The organism is Massilia sp. BKSP1R2A-1, from assembly GCF_050586525.1.
Lineage (GTDB): Bacteria > Pseudomonadota > Gammaproteobacteria > Burkholderiales > Burkholderiaceae_D > Telluria.
This window is the reverse complement of record NZ_JBOBRE010000001.1, coordinates 430,075-445,252: the sequence shown is the minus strand read 5'-3', so window position 1 is coordinate 445,252 and position 15,178 is coordinate 430,075. Positions and strand designations below refer to the sequence as shown.

The following is a 15,178-nucleotide window of genomic DNA, read 5'->3' as shown; positions in this document are numbered from 1 at the left end:
ATAAGATCACAAATTTTAGCATGGGCCCTCTTGCAGACCGTGGCCAACCGCCATCGCACAATCGAGTCGTCATTCTCAATAACTTTGTGGTCGATATGGACAATCCTGCTGCATCAGTAAGCCCCGCCGTTCAGAATGTGAGTGCCCAGCGTGATCCCGACAAGGACGCGCCGCTGAAAGAAGACATCCGCCTGCTCGGCCGCCTGTTGGGGGACGTGCTGCGCGACCAGGAAGGCGAGCAGGTCTTCGAGATGGTCGAGACCATCCGCCAGACCGCCGTGCGCTTCCGCCGCGAAGCCGACCCGAAGGCCGGCGAAGAGCTTGCGACCCTGCTGCACCGTCTCACGCGCGACCAGACCATCACGGTGGTGCGCGCCTTCTCCTACTTCTCGCACCTGGCGAATATCGCCGAGGACCAGCACCATATCCGCCGCCGCCGCGCCCACCTGCTCAAGGGTTCCGGCCCGCAGCAGGGCAGCGTCAGCTTCGCGCTCGGCAAGCTGCGCGACGCCGGCGTGCCGCGCGAGACCGTCGAGGGCTTTTTCCAGGACGCCCTGATCGCCCCCGTGCTGACCGCCCACCCGACCGAGGTGCAGAGGAAGAGCATCCTGGACGCCGAGCACGACATCGCCCGCCTGCTGGCCGAGCGCGACCGCGGCCTGACCCCGAAGGAAGCGCAGAAGAACGGCCAGCTGCTGCACGCGCGCGTCGCCACCCTGTGGCAGACCCGCATGCTGCGCTACTCCAAGCTGACCGTGGCCGACGAGATCGACAACGCCCTGTCCTACTACCGCATCACCTTCCTGCGTGAAGTCCCCGCCCTGTACGACGACATCGAAGAAGAGATCGCGAGCCGCTACGAGGGCGAGGCGAAGGCGATGGACGAGGCCCAGTTCCTGCAGATGGGCAGCTGGATCGGCGGCGACCGCGACGGCAACCCGAACGTCAACGCCGACACCATGCGCCATGCGCTGACGCGCCAGTCGACCACCATCCTCGACTTCTACCTGGAAGAAGTGCATGCCCTCGGCGCCGAACTGTCGACCTCGACCCTGCTGGTGCCGGTGACGCCCGAGATGCAGGCCCTGGCCGACGCCTCGGTCGACACCTCGCCGCACCGCAGCGACGAACCCTACCGCCGCGCCCTGATCGGCATCTACGCGCGCCTGGCCGCCACCGCACGCGAGCTCGGCGTCGGCCACATCCTGCGCAAGGAAGTCGCCGAAGCCCCGCCCTACCTCGACGCCGGCCTGTTCGCGGCCGACCTCGAAGTCATCGCGGATTCCCTGCGCGCCAACCACGGCGGCATGCTGGTCGAGCCGCGCCTCGCGGGCCTGAAGCGCGCCGCGCGCATCTTCGGCTTCCACCTGGCCTCGCTCGACATGCGCCAGAGTTCGGACGTGCACGAGCGCGTGCTGACCGAGCTGTTCGCACGCGCCGGCGCCGAGAAAGATTATTCGACACTCGAGGAAGCGCAGAAGGTCGAGCTGCTGCTGGCCGAACTGGCCCAGCCGCGCCCCCTGTACTCGCCCTACGAAGCGTATTCGGACGAGACCAATTCGGAACTCGCCATCCTGCGCACCGCGCGCGAGATCCGCCTGCGCTACGGCAGCCGCGCGATCCGCAACTACATCATCTCGCATACCGAGACCGTGTCCGACCTGCTCGAAGTCCTGCTGCTGCAGAAGGAAACCGGCCTGCTGCGCGTGTCTTCCGGCTCCTGCGACGTGATGGTGATCCCGCTGTTCGAGACCATTCCCGACCTGCAGCGCGCAAGCGGCATCATGGACGAGTGGATGTCCCTGCCGCCGGTCGCGAAAGTCATCGAGCAGCAGGGCCGCCTGCAGGAAGTCATGCTCGGCTACTCGGATTCGAACAAGGACGGCGGCTTCATGACCTCGAACTGGGAGCTCTACCAGGCCGAACTGAAGCTGGTCGACGTGTTCGCGGCCAGGAACGTCAAACTGCGCCTCTTCCACGGCCGCGGCGGCACCGTCGGCCGCGGCGGCGGCCCGAGCTACGATGCGATCCGCGCCCAGCCGCCCGGCACCGTCAACGGCCAGATCCGCCTGACCGAACAGGGCGAGATCATTTCGTCGAAGTTCTCGAATCCCGAGATCGGCCGGCGCAACCTGGAGCTGCTGGTGGCCGCGACCCTCGAGGCGAGCCTGTCGCCGCGCGACGAGGACGCCGCCAGCCGCGAGCGCCTGTCGCGCTTCGAGGCGGTGATGGCCGAGCTGTCCGAGCGCGCCTACCGGGCCTACCGCAACCTGGTCTACGAGACCCCGGGCTTCACCGACTACTTCTTCTCGGCCACCCCGATCGCCGAGATCGCGGAACTGAACCTCGGTTCGCGCCCGGCCTCGCGCAAGTCGACCCGCCGCATCGAAGACCTGCGCGCGATTCCCTGGGGCTTCTCCTGGGGCCAGTGCCGCCTTCTGCTGCCGGGCTGGTACGGCTTCGGCGCCGCCGTCAGCGGCTGGATCAACGATGGCGACCGCGAATCGCGGCTCGAACTGCTGCGCGAGATGTACGGCGCCTGGCCCTTCTTCGCCACGCTGCTGTCGAACATGGACATGGTGCTGGCCAAGACCGACCTCGCCATCGCCTCGCGCTACGCGAGCCTGGTGGCGGACGCCGAGCTGCGCGAACGCATCTTCCGCCGCATCACCGCGGAGCATGGCGAGACCCTGCGCTGCCTGGAAGCGATCACGGGAACGAACGAACGCCTGGCCGGCAACCCGCTGCTGGCGCGTTCGATCCAGAACCGCTTCGCCTACCTCGACCCGCTGAACCACCTGCAGGTGGAACTCATCCATCGCCGCAGGAAGCTGGGCGACAACGCGGATCCGCGGGTGCACCGCGGCATCCACCTCTCCATCAACGGGGTGGCGGCAGGCCTGCGCAATACAGGCTGACGCATCTGCCGCGTCTGCGGCTGAAGATTGCCGTGACAACAACGCCACTCGGCGTTACAATCCGCCGCTTGAGCGATTGGTGCCCTTCCGCAGGTCTGCGGGAGGGTGAAACGGGAAGCCGGTGACGCGCGGGATGATCATCCCCGCCAGTCCGGCGCAGCCCCCGCTGCTGTAAGCCTGACGACGCCGGCCGTACGCCACTGTGCATTGCACGGGAAGGCAGGGCCGGCGAAGGACGAAGGCGAGCCAGAAGACCGGCCAGTCACGATGCACTTTGTAGCGCCCGGGGTGTGGCGCTGCCGGTTGGCTGTCCCTATTCTTCGGTCCAGGTCTCGACACCGTGTGCGCCTTTTGGCGCGCCGGGACGCGCGCGGCTGCTCCATGGAACACGGGGCCGCCTGGTTTTCGTCCCGAGGTCGACCTGAATTGAGCGCTCGTGTATTCCATCGCGTCCTGGCGGCCCTGTGCTGCCTGTGCGCCCTGCCCGTCCAGGCGGGCACCCTGTTCGCCGTCGTCACCGAACGCGCGGCGCCCAGCGCCATCGAAGCTGCCCACCGCCACCTGGCGCGCCATCCGAAAGACCGCATCCTGCTGCGCACGCCGGCCCAGCTGATGGCGGCCGGTGAACGTGACGTCGAACGCTGGATCGCCGGCGCCGACAGCGTACTCGCGGTCTCGGTCTTCGGCGACCCGGCGCGGCGCCTGAAGGATGCGGTCGCGCGCCACGCGCGGCCATCCGCTCAGGTGCTGGCCTTCAACGGCGAAGCCTCCCTCAGTCTCATGACGCGCGGCCGCCACGGCAGCCTGAGCGAGTTTTCGCCCGAGCTGCTGCGCCAGCTGTCGAACGAAACGCCGCCGGAAACGGCCCTGCGGGCAGCCGCCCTTGACACCGCTAGCGCGCACTGGCTGGCCGCACGCCGCCTGTGGCAAGGCAGCGGCAGCGACAACACGGCGGCCCTGTTCGCCCACCTGCTTGCACGAGATACGCCCGTTCCCGCGCCACGTCCCGAGCCGATGCTGCGCCTGCGCGTGGGCGAGCGCGAACTCGCCGACGGGGCAGCGTGGGGACACGCCGCGGAGCTCGGCCTGAAGGACAGGCCGACCGTCGTCGTACTGGATCTCGCCAATATGGATGCCGTGGTCCCGGCCGCGCTGTGCCGCCAGGTCGAAGCCCGGGGCCAGCCCTGCGTGCAGCTGCTCACCCGCTGGGGCGGCACCTCGCGCGAGGCGCTCGAGCGCCTGCCCGAACTGGTCGCGCCCGCGCGCCCGGCCGCGCTGGTGGTGCTGCAGGACTTCGTGGTCGGCGCCGCCGAAGGCCGCGAGGCGGTCGAGCAAGCTTTCAAGCGCCTCGACATCCCCGTGTTCAAGGCCATCCGCCTGATGGACCGCAGCGCCATGCAGTGGCAGCTCTCGCCAGACGGCCTGAGCCCCGACTCGGTCCAGTACCGCGTGGCCCTGCCCGAGCTGCAGGGCATCGGCCAGCCCATCGTCGTCGCCGCGCTCGGCAAGGCGCAGCGCGATGCGCGGACCGGCATCGAGAACCGCCCGCCCGAGGTACTGGAACAGGAAGCCGCCCGCGTGGCGGCGCGCGTGGACCGCTGGCTGCTTTTATCCGCCAAGCCGAACCGCGACAAGCGGGTCGCCCTGGTCTACTACAACCACCCGCCGGGCCGCCAGAACATCGGCGCCGACAACCTCGACGTGCCGGCCTCGCTGTTCGACATGCTGCATGCGATGAAGGCCGCCGGCTATACGGTGGGCGAACTGCCGGCCTCGCCCGAGGCGCTGCTGGACCGCATCATGGCGCATGGCGTCAACCTGCCCGAAGACCGCGCCGCCCTGCGCGAGCTGGCCGGGGCCGTGAATGGCGTCACGGGCGAGGAGTACCGGCGCTGGTTCGCCACCCTGTCGCCGCGCGTGCAGGGCGAGATGACGAGCGGCCTGCTGGGGCGCCTGCATGCCGACGTGCTGGCGGCGGAAGCCGGCCGCGAATACCAGCTGGGCCGCAAGCGCGCCGAGGTCGTGATCGCCGAGCTGCAGCACCTGGTCGAGGGCGCCGACCATCCGAGACGCGAGGACGCCCTGCGCGACCTGGCCGCCCTGCGCGAGGGATATATCGCCTGCCTGGACGGGCGCGCCACGCGCCGCTGCGCCACCCTCGCCTCCCTGCAGCGGCGCCTGGTCGGCTACGGCATCGAGGGCATGCGCGGCTGGGGACCGGCGCCGGGCAAGGTGATGGTCGAGGGTGGCAAGCTGCTGGTGCCCGGCCTCGTGTTCGGCAACGTCTTCATCGGCCCGCAGCCGCCACGCGGCTGGGAAGTCGACGAGGAGCTGCTGCACGCGAACACCAGCATCACGCCGCCCCACCAGTACCTGGGTTTCTACCACTGGCTGCGCGACCGCTTCAAGGCCGACGCCCTGGTCCACGTGGGGCGCCACTCGACCTATGAATTCCTGCCCGGGAAAGCCGTGGGCCTGTCCAGCGACGACTACCCGAGCCTGATCGCGGGCGACCTGCCCGGGATCTATCCCTACATCGTCGATGGCGTCGGCGAAGGCACCCAGGCCAAGCGCCGGGGCCTGGCCGTGATGGTCGACCACCTGACGCCGCCGCTGGCCGCCACGCCCCTGTACGACGAACTGCTGTCGCTGCGCCAGGTGGTCGAAAGCTACGAGGCCGCCAGCTCGGAATCGTTGAAAACCCAGGCCGCAGCCTTGATGCGTGAGCGCGTCATCAGGCTAAACCTGCGCGCCGAGCTGGAAGCCTCGATGGCCGACGTGCTGAAGGTGCGCGGTATCGGCTTCGATGCGGCCGACGACGACCTGCTGGCGCACGAGATCGGCCACTATCTCACCAAGCTGCAGGAGAAATTCATGCCCTACGGCCTGCACGTCTTCGGCCGGCCCTGGGAGCGCAAGTCGCTCGACCTGATGCTGGACTCGATGCGCAAGGGCGGCATCACGGACCCGGACATCGAACGCAAGCTGGTCGACTCCCCCAGGCTGGAAATGCGCGGCCTGCTGACCGGCCTGGACGGCCGCTACATCGAACCGGGCAAGGGCAACGATCCGCTACGCTCGCCCGAAGCCCTGCCCACCGGGCGCAACTTCCATGCGGTGGACGGCGACATCCTGCCGACCCGCCTCGGCTACGGCCTGGGCGAGCGCCTGGCCACGCAAGCCGCCGCGCGCGACGCCGGCAAGGAAGTCACGGGCAGCGAAGGCATCATCCTGTGGGCCTCGGACGCGGTGCGCGACGAGGGCGTGATGGTCGCCTTTGCGCTGGCCAAAATGGGCGCCGAGCCGGTGTGGAATGCGCGCGGCGTCGTGACCGACGTGCGCCTGAAACCGGATGCGATCCGGCGCGACGCCATCGTCACGACCTCCGGCCTGTTCCGCGACCTCTACCCAAACCTGATCCGCCTGATCGACCGGGCCGGCCGCCTGGCCCTGGCCGCCTCAGCAGCGACCCTGGAAGAACAGGACCCGCAAGTGCGCGAAGCCCTGCAGGCGGCGCTCGCTCCCCTGCCCGGCAATACCGCCTGGGGACACGAAGCGCTGACGCGCAACCGCGTGGCGCAGGAATGGCTGGCGCGCACCCGCGCCCTGCACACGGAAGGGCTGGCGATGCGGGACGCGGGCGTGGCCGCGGCCCAGCGCATCTTCGGCGACGCCCCCGGCGCCTACGGCACCGGCGTGAACCGCCTGACCGAACGCTCGGGCGCCTGGCGCCAGCGCGAGGAACTGGGCCGCGCCTACCGCCTGCGCATGGGCCACGCCTATGGCCTGGACGCCAACGGCGAGACGCAGCACGCCGCCTTCGACGTGGCGCTGGACGGCATCACGCGCACCTACCACGGCCGCGCCAGCAACCTCTACGGCCTGCTCGACAACAACGACGCCTTCGACTACCTGGGCGGCCTGTCGCTCGCCATCGAGGGCCGCACCGGCCGCGTGCCGGAAGCGCTGATCCTGCAGCACGCCCAGCCCGGACGCGCCGACGTCGAGCCGCTGGCGGCTGCCCTGCTGGGCGAGCTGCGCGGCCGCTTCCTGAACCCCGCCTGGCTCAAGCCCCTGATGGAGCACGGCTATGCGGGCGCCCGCACCATGGGCCAGGAGTTCATCGAGAACCTGTGGGGCTGGCAGGTGACGCGCCCCGACCTGGTCAGGAACTGGGCCTGGGACGAAGTCAAATCCGTGTACTTCGACGACCGCTACGGGCTTGGCCTGCCGGAATTCCTGGGCCGGCGCCACAACGCCCACGTCAAGGCGCATATGCTGGCCGTCTTCATGGTGGCGGCCGAGAAAGGCTTCTGGAAGACCGATCCCGCCACCATCCGCCGCATGGGCGGCGAGCTGGCCCGCCTGGTGAGCGCGAACGGCCTGCCGGGAAGCGGACACGCGGCGCCCGATCATCCCATGTGGCGGTGGCTGGCCCCGCAGCTCGATGCGCTGGATGCGCGCCGGCTGGGCGTCACCCTGGCGCGGGCACGCGGCGAGCTGCCGTCCGCGCCGCGTGCGCAGGCGGCAGCGCCATCGCCGACATCCGTCGCCGCACCGAGCCGGGCCGCACCCGCTCCGCGTACCTACGAATTGAGCCGGCTGGACCAGCCGGCCGCACCCGCCAACCGCCGCGTCGCAGGCGTGCTCGCCATGCTTGCCTGCGCCATGGTCCTGTTCTCGCTCGGCCTGTGGCGCGGGCGCACCCTTCCCCAACCCTTGAGGAGATTCCATGCTTGACATCCTGTCCTTCGCCTGGCTGCACGATGCCGTCAGCTGGCTGCTGGTGCCCGCCCTCGCCCTGCTGCTGCTCGCCTGCGCGGTGGCGCTGGTCGAAGCCGGCATCGCCGTCGGCGAGCGCTTCCACGGCCTGAAGCGGCTGGGCGTGAGCGGCGACGCCGAACGTGTTCACCTTCTTGCCCGCCGGCGCCTCGAACGCGCCGACCTGCTGGCGCGCATTCCACCGATGCTGGGCCTGATGGCCACCATCATCCCGCTCGGCCCGGGCCTGGCCGCGCTCGGCCGCGGCGACCCGGCGCAACTCGCGAGCGCGGTCACCGTGGCCTTCGACGCCACCGTGCTCGGCCTGGTGGCCGGCATCGGCGGCCTGGTGATCGGCAAGCTGCGCCGCCGCTGGTACGAAGAGACCCTGGAAGCGATGGAGACGCCGGCATGAGCGGCAAGCGCCTGCGCCTGTATTCGCGTCTCGACGCGCGCTTCGAGCAGGGCGACGAGGACCCGCGCGCCAGCCTGGTGAACCTGGTCGACGTGATGCTGGTCTTCGCCTGCGGCCTGATCGCCGCGATCGCCGGCACTCAGGAAGCCCGCACGGCGCCGCAGCCGGTCGAGAAGGGCCGCCAGATCGAGCGTCCTTACGACGCCGCCGGCATGGCCGGCAGCGGCTACGACCGCGTCGGCGAAGTCTACCGCGACCCGAAGACCGGCAAGCTGGTGCTGGTCGAACCGCCGCCCGCGAAATGAGCAGGCACGCTTTCCCGCCTGAAGAAGTGGCAGGCGTCTACCGCGCGATCCGCGAGCGGCGTGACATGCGCCACTTCCTGCCCACGCCCATCGAGCCCGCCCAGCTGGCGCGCTTCCTCGATGCGGCGCACCGCGCGCCCAGCGTCGGCCTGATGCAGCCCTGGCGCTTCATCCGCATCGCCGACCGCGGCCTGCGCGAACGGATCCATGCCCATGTCGAGGAAGAGCGCCTGCTGACCGCAGTGGCGCTCGAGCAGCGTGCGGACGACTTCATGCGCCTGAAGGTCGAGGGCATCCTCGGCTGCGCGGAAGTGCTGGTGGTCGGGCTGATGGACGAGCGCGAGCCTTATGTCTTCGGGCGCCGCACGATGCCGCAGATGGACCTGGCCTCGGCTTCCTGCGCGATCCAGAACTTCTGGCTGGCCGCGCGGGCGGAGGGTATCGGCGTAGGCTGGGTATCGCTGTTCGATCCCCAGCGCGTCCGCAGCCTGTGCGGGATGCCGCCAGGCAGCCAGCCGATCGCCATCCTCTGCGTCGGCCATGTCGAGGCCTTCTACCGCGCACCGATGCTGGAAGAAGAAGGCTGGGACCGGCGCCGTCCCCTGTCCGGCATGCTGTACGAAGACAGCTGGGGGACGGCGCCGGACCGGGCCTAGATCAGGCGCCGCAGACGCCGACCGTGCCGCCCTTGCGCACGTGCGCCGGCACCGCATTGGGCGACACGCAGATCTGCGTGGCCGGATTGCCCGCGCTGCCGGCGCTTCCGGTCTTGTGGCAGACCAGCACCTTGTTGCCGTTCCCGCAGCGCGCATCGATCACCTTGACGGTGCCGGACGCTTGCGCGAAACAGGCCTCCGGGCTGGCCGCCTGGGCCACGAAGCTGAAGCTGCCCGCGCTGGTAGCGGTGAAGGTCGTGACGGGGCCGGAGCTCGTCGACAGGCCTGCCGCCGGGCTCCAGGTGAAGCTGCTGCTGCCGGCAGTGTCGCTGGCGCCCAGCTGCACGCTCTGGGGGCCGTAGCCGAGCGCGATCGTGCCCGCCGGCAGCCCGGTCTCCTCGCCGGCGCCGCGCGTCACGCTCACCACCGGCTGCGGCACATGGCCCTCGACCCGCACGGTGGCCTCGCCGCCGGCGACATTGCCGCCCTTGTCGGTGACCGATAGCGTCACCTGCTGCGCGCCGATGTCGGCGCAGGAGAAGGTGGTGCGCGAGGCGGCGAGCGACTCCACGCCCCAGTTGTCGCTGCTGCCGCCGTCGATGTCGGCCGGCTGGATCGATGCCGTGCCGCCGGAAAGGAGCACCGCCACGTCGCGGGTGCGCACCACCGGCGCCTCGAAGTCGTTGCTGACCGTGTTCGTGCGCGGGCCTTCCGCGCTCAGGCGGTTCAGGGCCGTCACCGTGTAGTAGTGATACTGGCCGGGCGCCACCGTGGCGTCGGTGAAGGCGTTGGTCGCGGTGTCGGTCACGCCCAGCAGGGTACCCGGTGCATCGAGATCCATCTCGCGCTGGGCCGAGCGGTAGATGGCGTATTTGCGGGTCTTCTCGAACTCGTCGCTGGAATCCGCGGCCGGCGCCCAGGCCAGCTCTACCGCATTGTTGTCAATCACGCTGGCGGCAAGCTGGCCGGGGGCGCCGGGCACACCCGGCCCCTTCCACGACATCACGGGCAGCAGCGCGGGACGCGCATAGGTGAGGTTCCTCAGCGAGGTTCGGTAACCCAGCACGTCTCCCTGGAGGAAGGCATGGCGGAAGTGAATCTGGCCGCCAATGTTGGCGTTCGAACGGTTCAGGGCGATCTGGCGGTTGATCTGGTTCGGGTCCGTCCAGCCGGTGGTGTTCATCTTGTAGTCGGCCAGGCCGATGTACATGTGGCGCTCGTAGGCATTGTCGTTCCACCAGGGGACGAGCAGCTGGTAGTCCGAACCCGGCTGGCCGATATACCAGTAGACCTGGGGCGCAAGGTAGTCGACCCAGCCCTGCTGGATCCACTTGCGGGTGTCGGCGAACATGCTGCTGTAGTGCTGCGAGGCGCCGGCGGAGGTTGGCGAGCCGACCGCAGGATCGGTGCTGCTGCGGTAGATGCCCGACGGCGAGACGCCGAACTTCACCCAGGGCTTGGCGGCGCGGATCTCGTCGTTCACGCGGGCGATCAGCATGTTGATGTTGTCGCGCCGCCAGTCGGCGCGGCCCGCCGTGGTATTCGGGAAGCCGCGCGGATCGGCATTGTAGGCGGCATCGTCGAGGATGGCGCCGCTCGGGTAGAAGTAGTCGTCGAAGTGGATGCCGTCGATGTCGTAGCGGTTGACGATGTCCATGATGACGTCCACCACGTGGTCGCGCACCTGCGGCAGGCCCGGGTTCAGGATCTTCACGGTGCCGACCGTGAGCAGCCATTCCGGATGCGTTTTCGAGACGTGGTTGGCCGCATACTGCGCCGGGTTCGATTCGTTGGCGACGGTGGCGACCGCGCGGTAGGGATTGATCCAGGCATGGAATTCCATGCCGCGCGCACGGGTCTCGCCGATGGCGAAGGCCAGCGGGTCCCACATCGGGCTGGGGGCGCTGCCCTGCTGGTTGGTGAGGTAGTAGGACCAGGGCTCCAGGCTGCTCGGATACATGGCGTCGGCCTGGCTGCGCACCTGAAAGAAGGCGGCGTTCATGCCGGTCGCCTTGTTGTGGTCCAGGATGGCGCGCAGGGCCGCCTGCTGCTGGTTGGGCGTCTGGGTGCGGTTCGGCCAGTCCAGGCTCAGGTGGGTGCTGATCCACACGCCGCGCATCTCGCGCTTGGGCGAGACGGCTTGCGGATCGGTCTGGGCATGGGCGAAGGATGCGGCCAGCATGGCGGCTGCCGCGGCGAGCAAAAGTTTTTTCATGGTCGTTATTTTTTGCAGGGTTGAGGTGGCGCCCCTGTAGCCCGGGCGCCGGTGGCGCCTGGCGCCTCTCCACGCACCAGGTTGCCATCCGCGGAACAGCCTACGCCCGAGCAATTTTGACAACCAATGAATTTCCTGCAAGACCACATAACCGGCATGCATGGCGTCGCCGGCGCGCGCCCGGCCGGGCGGGATCAGGCGGCGAGCGCGAGGCGTGGCGCCGCCGTGTCGAGGCGGAAGCCGGCCACCACCTGGGCCAGGCGCGCAGCCTCCTGCTCGAGCGCGGCGGCGGCGGCGGCGGCCTCTTCGACCAAGGCGGCGTTCTGCTGGGTAACGTCATCCATGCTCGTGATCGAGCCATTGACCTGGGTAATTCCCTCGCTCTGCTCGCGGCTGGCCGCGTCGATCTCGCCCATCAGGTCGGCCACCCGCCGCACCGCCTGCACGATGCCGGTCATCGCGCTGCCGGCATCGTCGACCAGCCGGGCGCCGGCCTGGACCTGGCCCACCGAGTCGTTGATCAGCTGCTTGATTTCCTTGGCCGCGGCGGCCGAGCGCTGGGCCAGGTTGCGGACCTCGCTCGCCACCACCGCGAAGCCGCGGCCCTGCTCGCCGGCGCGCGCCGCCTCGACCGCCGCATTCAGCGCCAGGATGTTGGTCTGGAAGGCGATGCCGTCGATGACCCCGATGATATCGGCGATGCGGCGCGAGCTTTCGCTGATCGCGCCCATGGTCGCCACCACCTCGCCCACCACCTTGCCCCCCTGCTCCGCCTGGCTGCTGGCCGTGCTCACCAGGGCATTGGCCTGGCGCGCGTTGTCGGCGTTCTGGCGCACGGTCGAGGTCAGTTCTTCCATCGCGGCGGCCGTCTCTTCCAGACTCGAGGCCTGGGCTTCGGTGCGCTGCGACAGGTTCTGGTTGCCGGCCGCGATCTCGCTGGAAGCGCCGGCGATCGTCTCGGTGCTATCGCGCACCTCGCTCATGGTGCGGTTCAGCGAAGAGACGAAGCGGTTGAAGGCGCCGGCCAGCTGGCCAACTTCGTCCTGCGATTCGACCGGCATGCGGCGGGTCAGGTCGCCATTGCCGTCGGCGATCTCGCCGAGCATGACGGCGGCGCGCGCGACCGGGGCGGCAATCGCGCGGCTGACCAGGAAGATCGCGAACAGGCCCAGCCCGCCGCCGATCACCCCGGCCACCAGGGCCGAGAACGCCGTGGTGCGCACCAGGTCGCCCAGCACTTCGCTTTCCGGCACTTCGGCCACCACGTACAGGTCGAGTTCCGGAACGAAGGAGGCGGCCACGATCATCTCGCCCTGTTCGGCGCTGCGGCTGGCGTGCGCGAAGGCGCTCTTGTCGAACAGGCGCCCGATCAGCTCCGGCGTGAAGCCGGCCAGGTCCTTCATGCCGTGCTTGCCGTCGGCGAGCTTCGGGTCGCGGTGCAGCACGATGGCGCCGTTCGGACGGGCCAGGAACACGTGGCCAGACTTGCCGATGGTCTGGGCGCGCACCGCGTCGGCCAGCGCCCTGACCGAGATGCCCAGGCCCGCCACGGCCGCCCTGCCTTCGCCGAGCGTGACACGGGCGTTGACGAACAGCTTCATTTCGCCGGTCAGTGGATCGGGATCGAGGTTCAGTTCATATGGGCGGCCGCTCGCCAGGAAGGTGTCGAGCCAGGCATCGCGCGGATTGCCCTTCTCCAGCAGATAGGCCAGGCCGCGCTGGTCGAGGAACTTCATGTGCGCGGGCGAAGCCCAGAACACGGTCATGACCTTGTGCACGTCCTTGAGCCTGCCGGCATAGGCGCGCCAGGCATCCATGCCGCTGTCGGGCAGGCCTTCGCCTTCCCAGGCATGCAGGTAGGTATTGTTGGCCACGGCCAGCGAGGCCGTGAGCGGCTCGCCGATCTGGCGCAGCATGTCGTTGCGGATCTGGCCGACCACCGCCGGCAACTCCTGGGTCACGGCGCGCTCGCGCAGGCCCTTGCCCGCCAGCGAGACGCTGAGCAGGGTCGAGATCACGATGAAGAGCAGCAGGCAGGCCGCCATGCTGAGCATGAGCTTGGCCTTGATCGAAAAACGTTGGAAGAAGCGTGCGAGCATGATGTTGGATAAAAGTTGCCGTACAGAATCATGCGGCACGTATAAGTCCAGCGTCAACGATTTCGGCAACGGCCGTGTCCAGCGTGACAAGAAAGCGTTGCGTCCGCGCCGCGCCTCAGCGCCTGAGCGATATGCCGAAGGTGAAGGCATGGTCCGGCGGCTGTCAGGACCGCACGAGACGGCGGCGTCGAGCCGGGCCTCAGGCAATGGCCGGCAAGGCGAGCCGCGCGCGCCCGCCAGGCGCGGCCCCGGCGCCCTGCCCGGCCAGCTGAAATACGCCGACCAGCTCGACCAGGCGGGCGGCCTGGATGTTCAACGATTCGGCCGCTGCCGCCGCCTCTTCGACCAGCGCCGCGTTCTGCTGCGTCGCCGCGTCGATCTCGCTCACTGCCCCGTTGATCTGGCCGAGGCCCGCGTCCTGCTCGCGGCTGGCGGCGCTGATCTCGGCCACGATCTCGCTGACGCCGCGCACGCTGGCCACCACCTCGTCCATCGTGCCGCCCGCTTCGCCCACCAGCCGGCTTCCCGCGCCCACCGTGGCCGCGGTGGACTCGACCAGGGCCTTGATCTCGCCGGCGGCCGCATTGGCGCGCTGGGCCAGTGCCCGCACCTCGCCGGCGACGACGGCGAATCCGCGTCCCTGCTCCCCGGCGCGCGCCGCTTCCACGGCCGCGTTCAACGCCAGGATATTGGTCTGGAAGGCGATGCCCTCGATGACGCCGATGATGTCTCCGATCCGGCGCGACGCCGCATCGATGGCGCCCATGGTCTCGACCACCTGCGCGACCACGGCGCCGCCGCGCCCGGCCACCTCGGTGGCGGACGCTGCGAGCCGGCTCGCCATGCGCGCGCTTTCCGCATTCTGGCGCACGGTCGCGGTCAGTTCCTCCATCGAGGAAGCCGTTTCCTCCAGCGCGCCGGCCTGGGACTCGGTCCGGCGCGACAGGTCGGCGTTGCCCAAGGCGATCTCGCGCGAGGCGGTGCCGATGGTGTCGGTGCTGTCGCGCACCGCGCCCACGATGCCGTGCAGGCTGGCGCGCATCGCCTCGAGAGCGCGGCGCAGGCGGCCGGTCTCGGTGCGCTCATCGGCGTCCGGCGTCCCGGCATCGTCGGCGGCGCCCAGGTCGCCGCCGGCAATCCGGTCCGCGAAGGCGATCGCGGCTTCCAGCGGCCGCACGATGGCGCGGATCAGGACGTAGCCCATGCCCACCGCCGCCACCATCGCAGCCAGGGCCACGAGGACGATGTTGCGCTGGGCGGACACCACCACGGCGTCGCCGCCGGCGCGGGCCGCGTCGGAATCCTGCTCGATCTTTTCGCTGACCGCTTCCATGCCCCCTTCGAGCTTGCGGAAGCCCTCCATGAACGCGCCGAAGGCCTGGCGCGCCGCGGCCTGGTCGCTGCCCGCCAGCGCGACCATGCGGCCGGAGCTGTCCAGGTAGGCCTCGACGTCGGGACGCGCGCGCGCCACCGCCGCCTTGACCTCGGCATCGGTGGCATGGCCGTCCAGCTCCGCCAGCGCCGCGCGGAAGGCGGCCACGTGGGCGTCTGCATCGCGTCTGGCGCTCGCGTGTTCGTCGGGACTGGCCGCCATCAGGGCGGCCAGCACGTCGGCGCGCAAGGCGTCGTGCATCATGTCCGCCTGCATCTGCATGCGCAGGGCCGCGCCGTTGACGCTGATCGCATCCATCGAGCGGTCCAGCGACCGGACCGACAGGAAGCCGATCAGGCCGACCACTGCGCAGAACATCAGGGTGACGACATACGACAGGCGCAGCTGCGTCTTGATGGTCGGTTTCATCATGGCCA

8 protein-coding genes and 1 riboswitch are annotated in these 15,178 nt (G+C 69.7%); of the genes, 5 read left to right on the top strand and 3 right to left on the bottom strand.

Annotation, left to right across the window (positions count from 1 at the left end; genetic code table 11):
- Window positions 1-95 precede the first annotated feature (95 nt).
- The 5 genes from ppc to bluB all read left to right on the top strand — a co-directional run bounded on the left by ppc (window position 96) and on the right by bluB (window position 9,055).
- Window positions 96-2,918: a phosphoenolpyruvate carboxylase gene (ppc, locus tag ACQ7JA_RS01970; RefSeq protein ID WP_430894227.1), complete on the top strand. Its 2,823-nt coding sequence runs from the start codon at window positions 96-98 to the stop codon at window positions 2,916-2,918.
- A 60-nt stretch (window positions 2,919-2,978) separates the two neighbouring features.
- Window positions 2,979-3,195: riboswitch (cobalamin riboswitch) on the top strand.
- 149 nt (window positions 3,196-3,344) lie between these two features.
- Entirely contained in the window at window positions 3,345-7,658 is a 4,314-nt protein-coding gene (locus tag ACQ7JA_RS01965) for a cobaltochelatase subunit CobN (RefSeq protein ID WP_430894226.1), read from the top strand.
- Complete coding sequence (locus tag ACQ7JA_RS01960) at window positions 7,651-8,094, top strand: MotA/TolQ/ExbB proton channel family protein (RefSeq protein ID WP_430894225.1); 444 nt, start codon at window positions 7,651-7,653, stop codon at window positions 8,092-8,094. Before ACQ7JA_RS01965 ends, ACQ7JA_RS01960 begins: the two co-directional genes overlap by 8 nt.
- Complete coding sequence (locus tag ACQ7JA_RS01955; RefSeq protein ID WP_430894224.1) at window positions 8,091-8,399, top strand: hypothetical protein; 309 nt, start codon at window positions 8,091-8,093, stop codon at window positions 8,397-8,399. Before ACQ7JA_RS01960 ends, ACQ7JA_RS01955 begins: the two co-directional genes overlap by 4 nt.
- Window positions 8,396-9,055: a 5,6-dimethylbenzimidazole synthase gene (gene bluB / locus ACQ7JA_RS01950; protein WP_430894223.1), complete on the top strand. Its 660-nt coding sequence runs from the start codon at window positions 8,396-8,398 to the stop codon at window positions 9,053-9,055. Before ACQ7JA_RS01955 ends, bluB begins: the two co-directional genes overlap by 4 nt.
- A 1-nt stretch (window position 9,056) precedes the next feature.
- Here bluB and ACQ7JA_RS01945 read toward each other — a convergent pair whose 3' ends face one another.
- From ACQ7JA_RS01945 to ACQ7JA_RS01935, 3 genes are all read right to left on the bottom strand, one after another.
- Window positions 9,057-11,270: a family 10 glycosylhydrolase gene (locus ACQ7JA_RS01945; RefSeq protein WP_430894222.1), complete on the bottom strand. Its 2,214-nt coding sequence runs from the start codon at window positions 11,268-11,270 to the stop codon at window positions 9,057-9,059.
- 194 nt (window positions 11,271-11,464) lie between these two features.
- Window positions 11,465-13,369, bottom strand: a complete 1,905-nt coding sequence (locus ACQ7JA_RS01940) for a methyl-accepting chemotaxis protein (RefSeq protein WP_430894221.1) — start codon at window positions 13,367-13,369, stop codon at window positions 11,465-11,467.
- Window positions 13,370-13,568: 199 nt separating this feature from the next.
- Window positions 13,569-15,173, bottom strand: a complete 1,605-nt coding sequence (locus tag ACQ7JA_RS01935; RefSeq protein ID WP_430894220.1) for a methyl-accepting chemotaxis protein — start codon at window positions 15,171-15,173, stop codon at window positions 13,569-13,571.
- Between the last annotated feature and the right edge of the window lie 5 nt (window positions 15,174-15,178).

Bases quoted from the DNA above. Each gene is read 5' to 3' on its own strand.
- ppc (WP_430894227.1), top strand. From the start codon at position 96: ATGGACAATCCTGCTGCATCAGTAAGCCCCGCCGTTCAGAATGTGAGT.
- ACQ7JA_RS01960 (WP_430894225.1), top strand. From the start codon at position 7,651: ATGCTTGACATCCTGTCCTTCGCCTGGCTGCACGATGCCGTCAGCTGG.
- ACQ7JA_RS01955 (WP_430894224.1), top strand. From the start codon at position 8,091: ATGAGCGGCAAGCGCCTGCGCCTGTATTCGCGTCTCGACGCGCGCTTC.
- bluB (WP_430894223.1), top strand. From the start codon at position 8,396: ATGAGCAGGCACGCTTTCCCGCCTGAAGAAGTGGCAGGCGTCTACCGC.
- ACQ7JA_RS01945 (WP_430894222.1), bottom strand. From the start codon at position 11,270: ATGAAAAAACTTTTGCTCGCCGCGGCAGCCGCCATGCTGGCCGCATCC.
- ACQ7JA_RS01940 (WP_430894221.1), bottom strand. From the start codon at position 13,369: ATGCTCGCACGCTTCTTCCAACGTTTTTCGATCAAGGCCAAGCTCATG.
- ACQ7JA_RS01935 (WP_430894220.1), bottom strand. From the start codon at position 15,173: ATGATGAAACCGACCATCAAGACGCAGCTGCGCCTGTCGTATGTCGTC.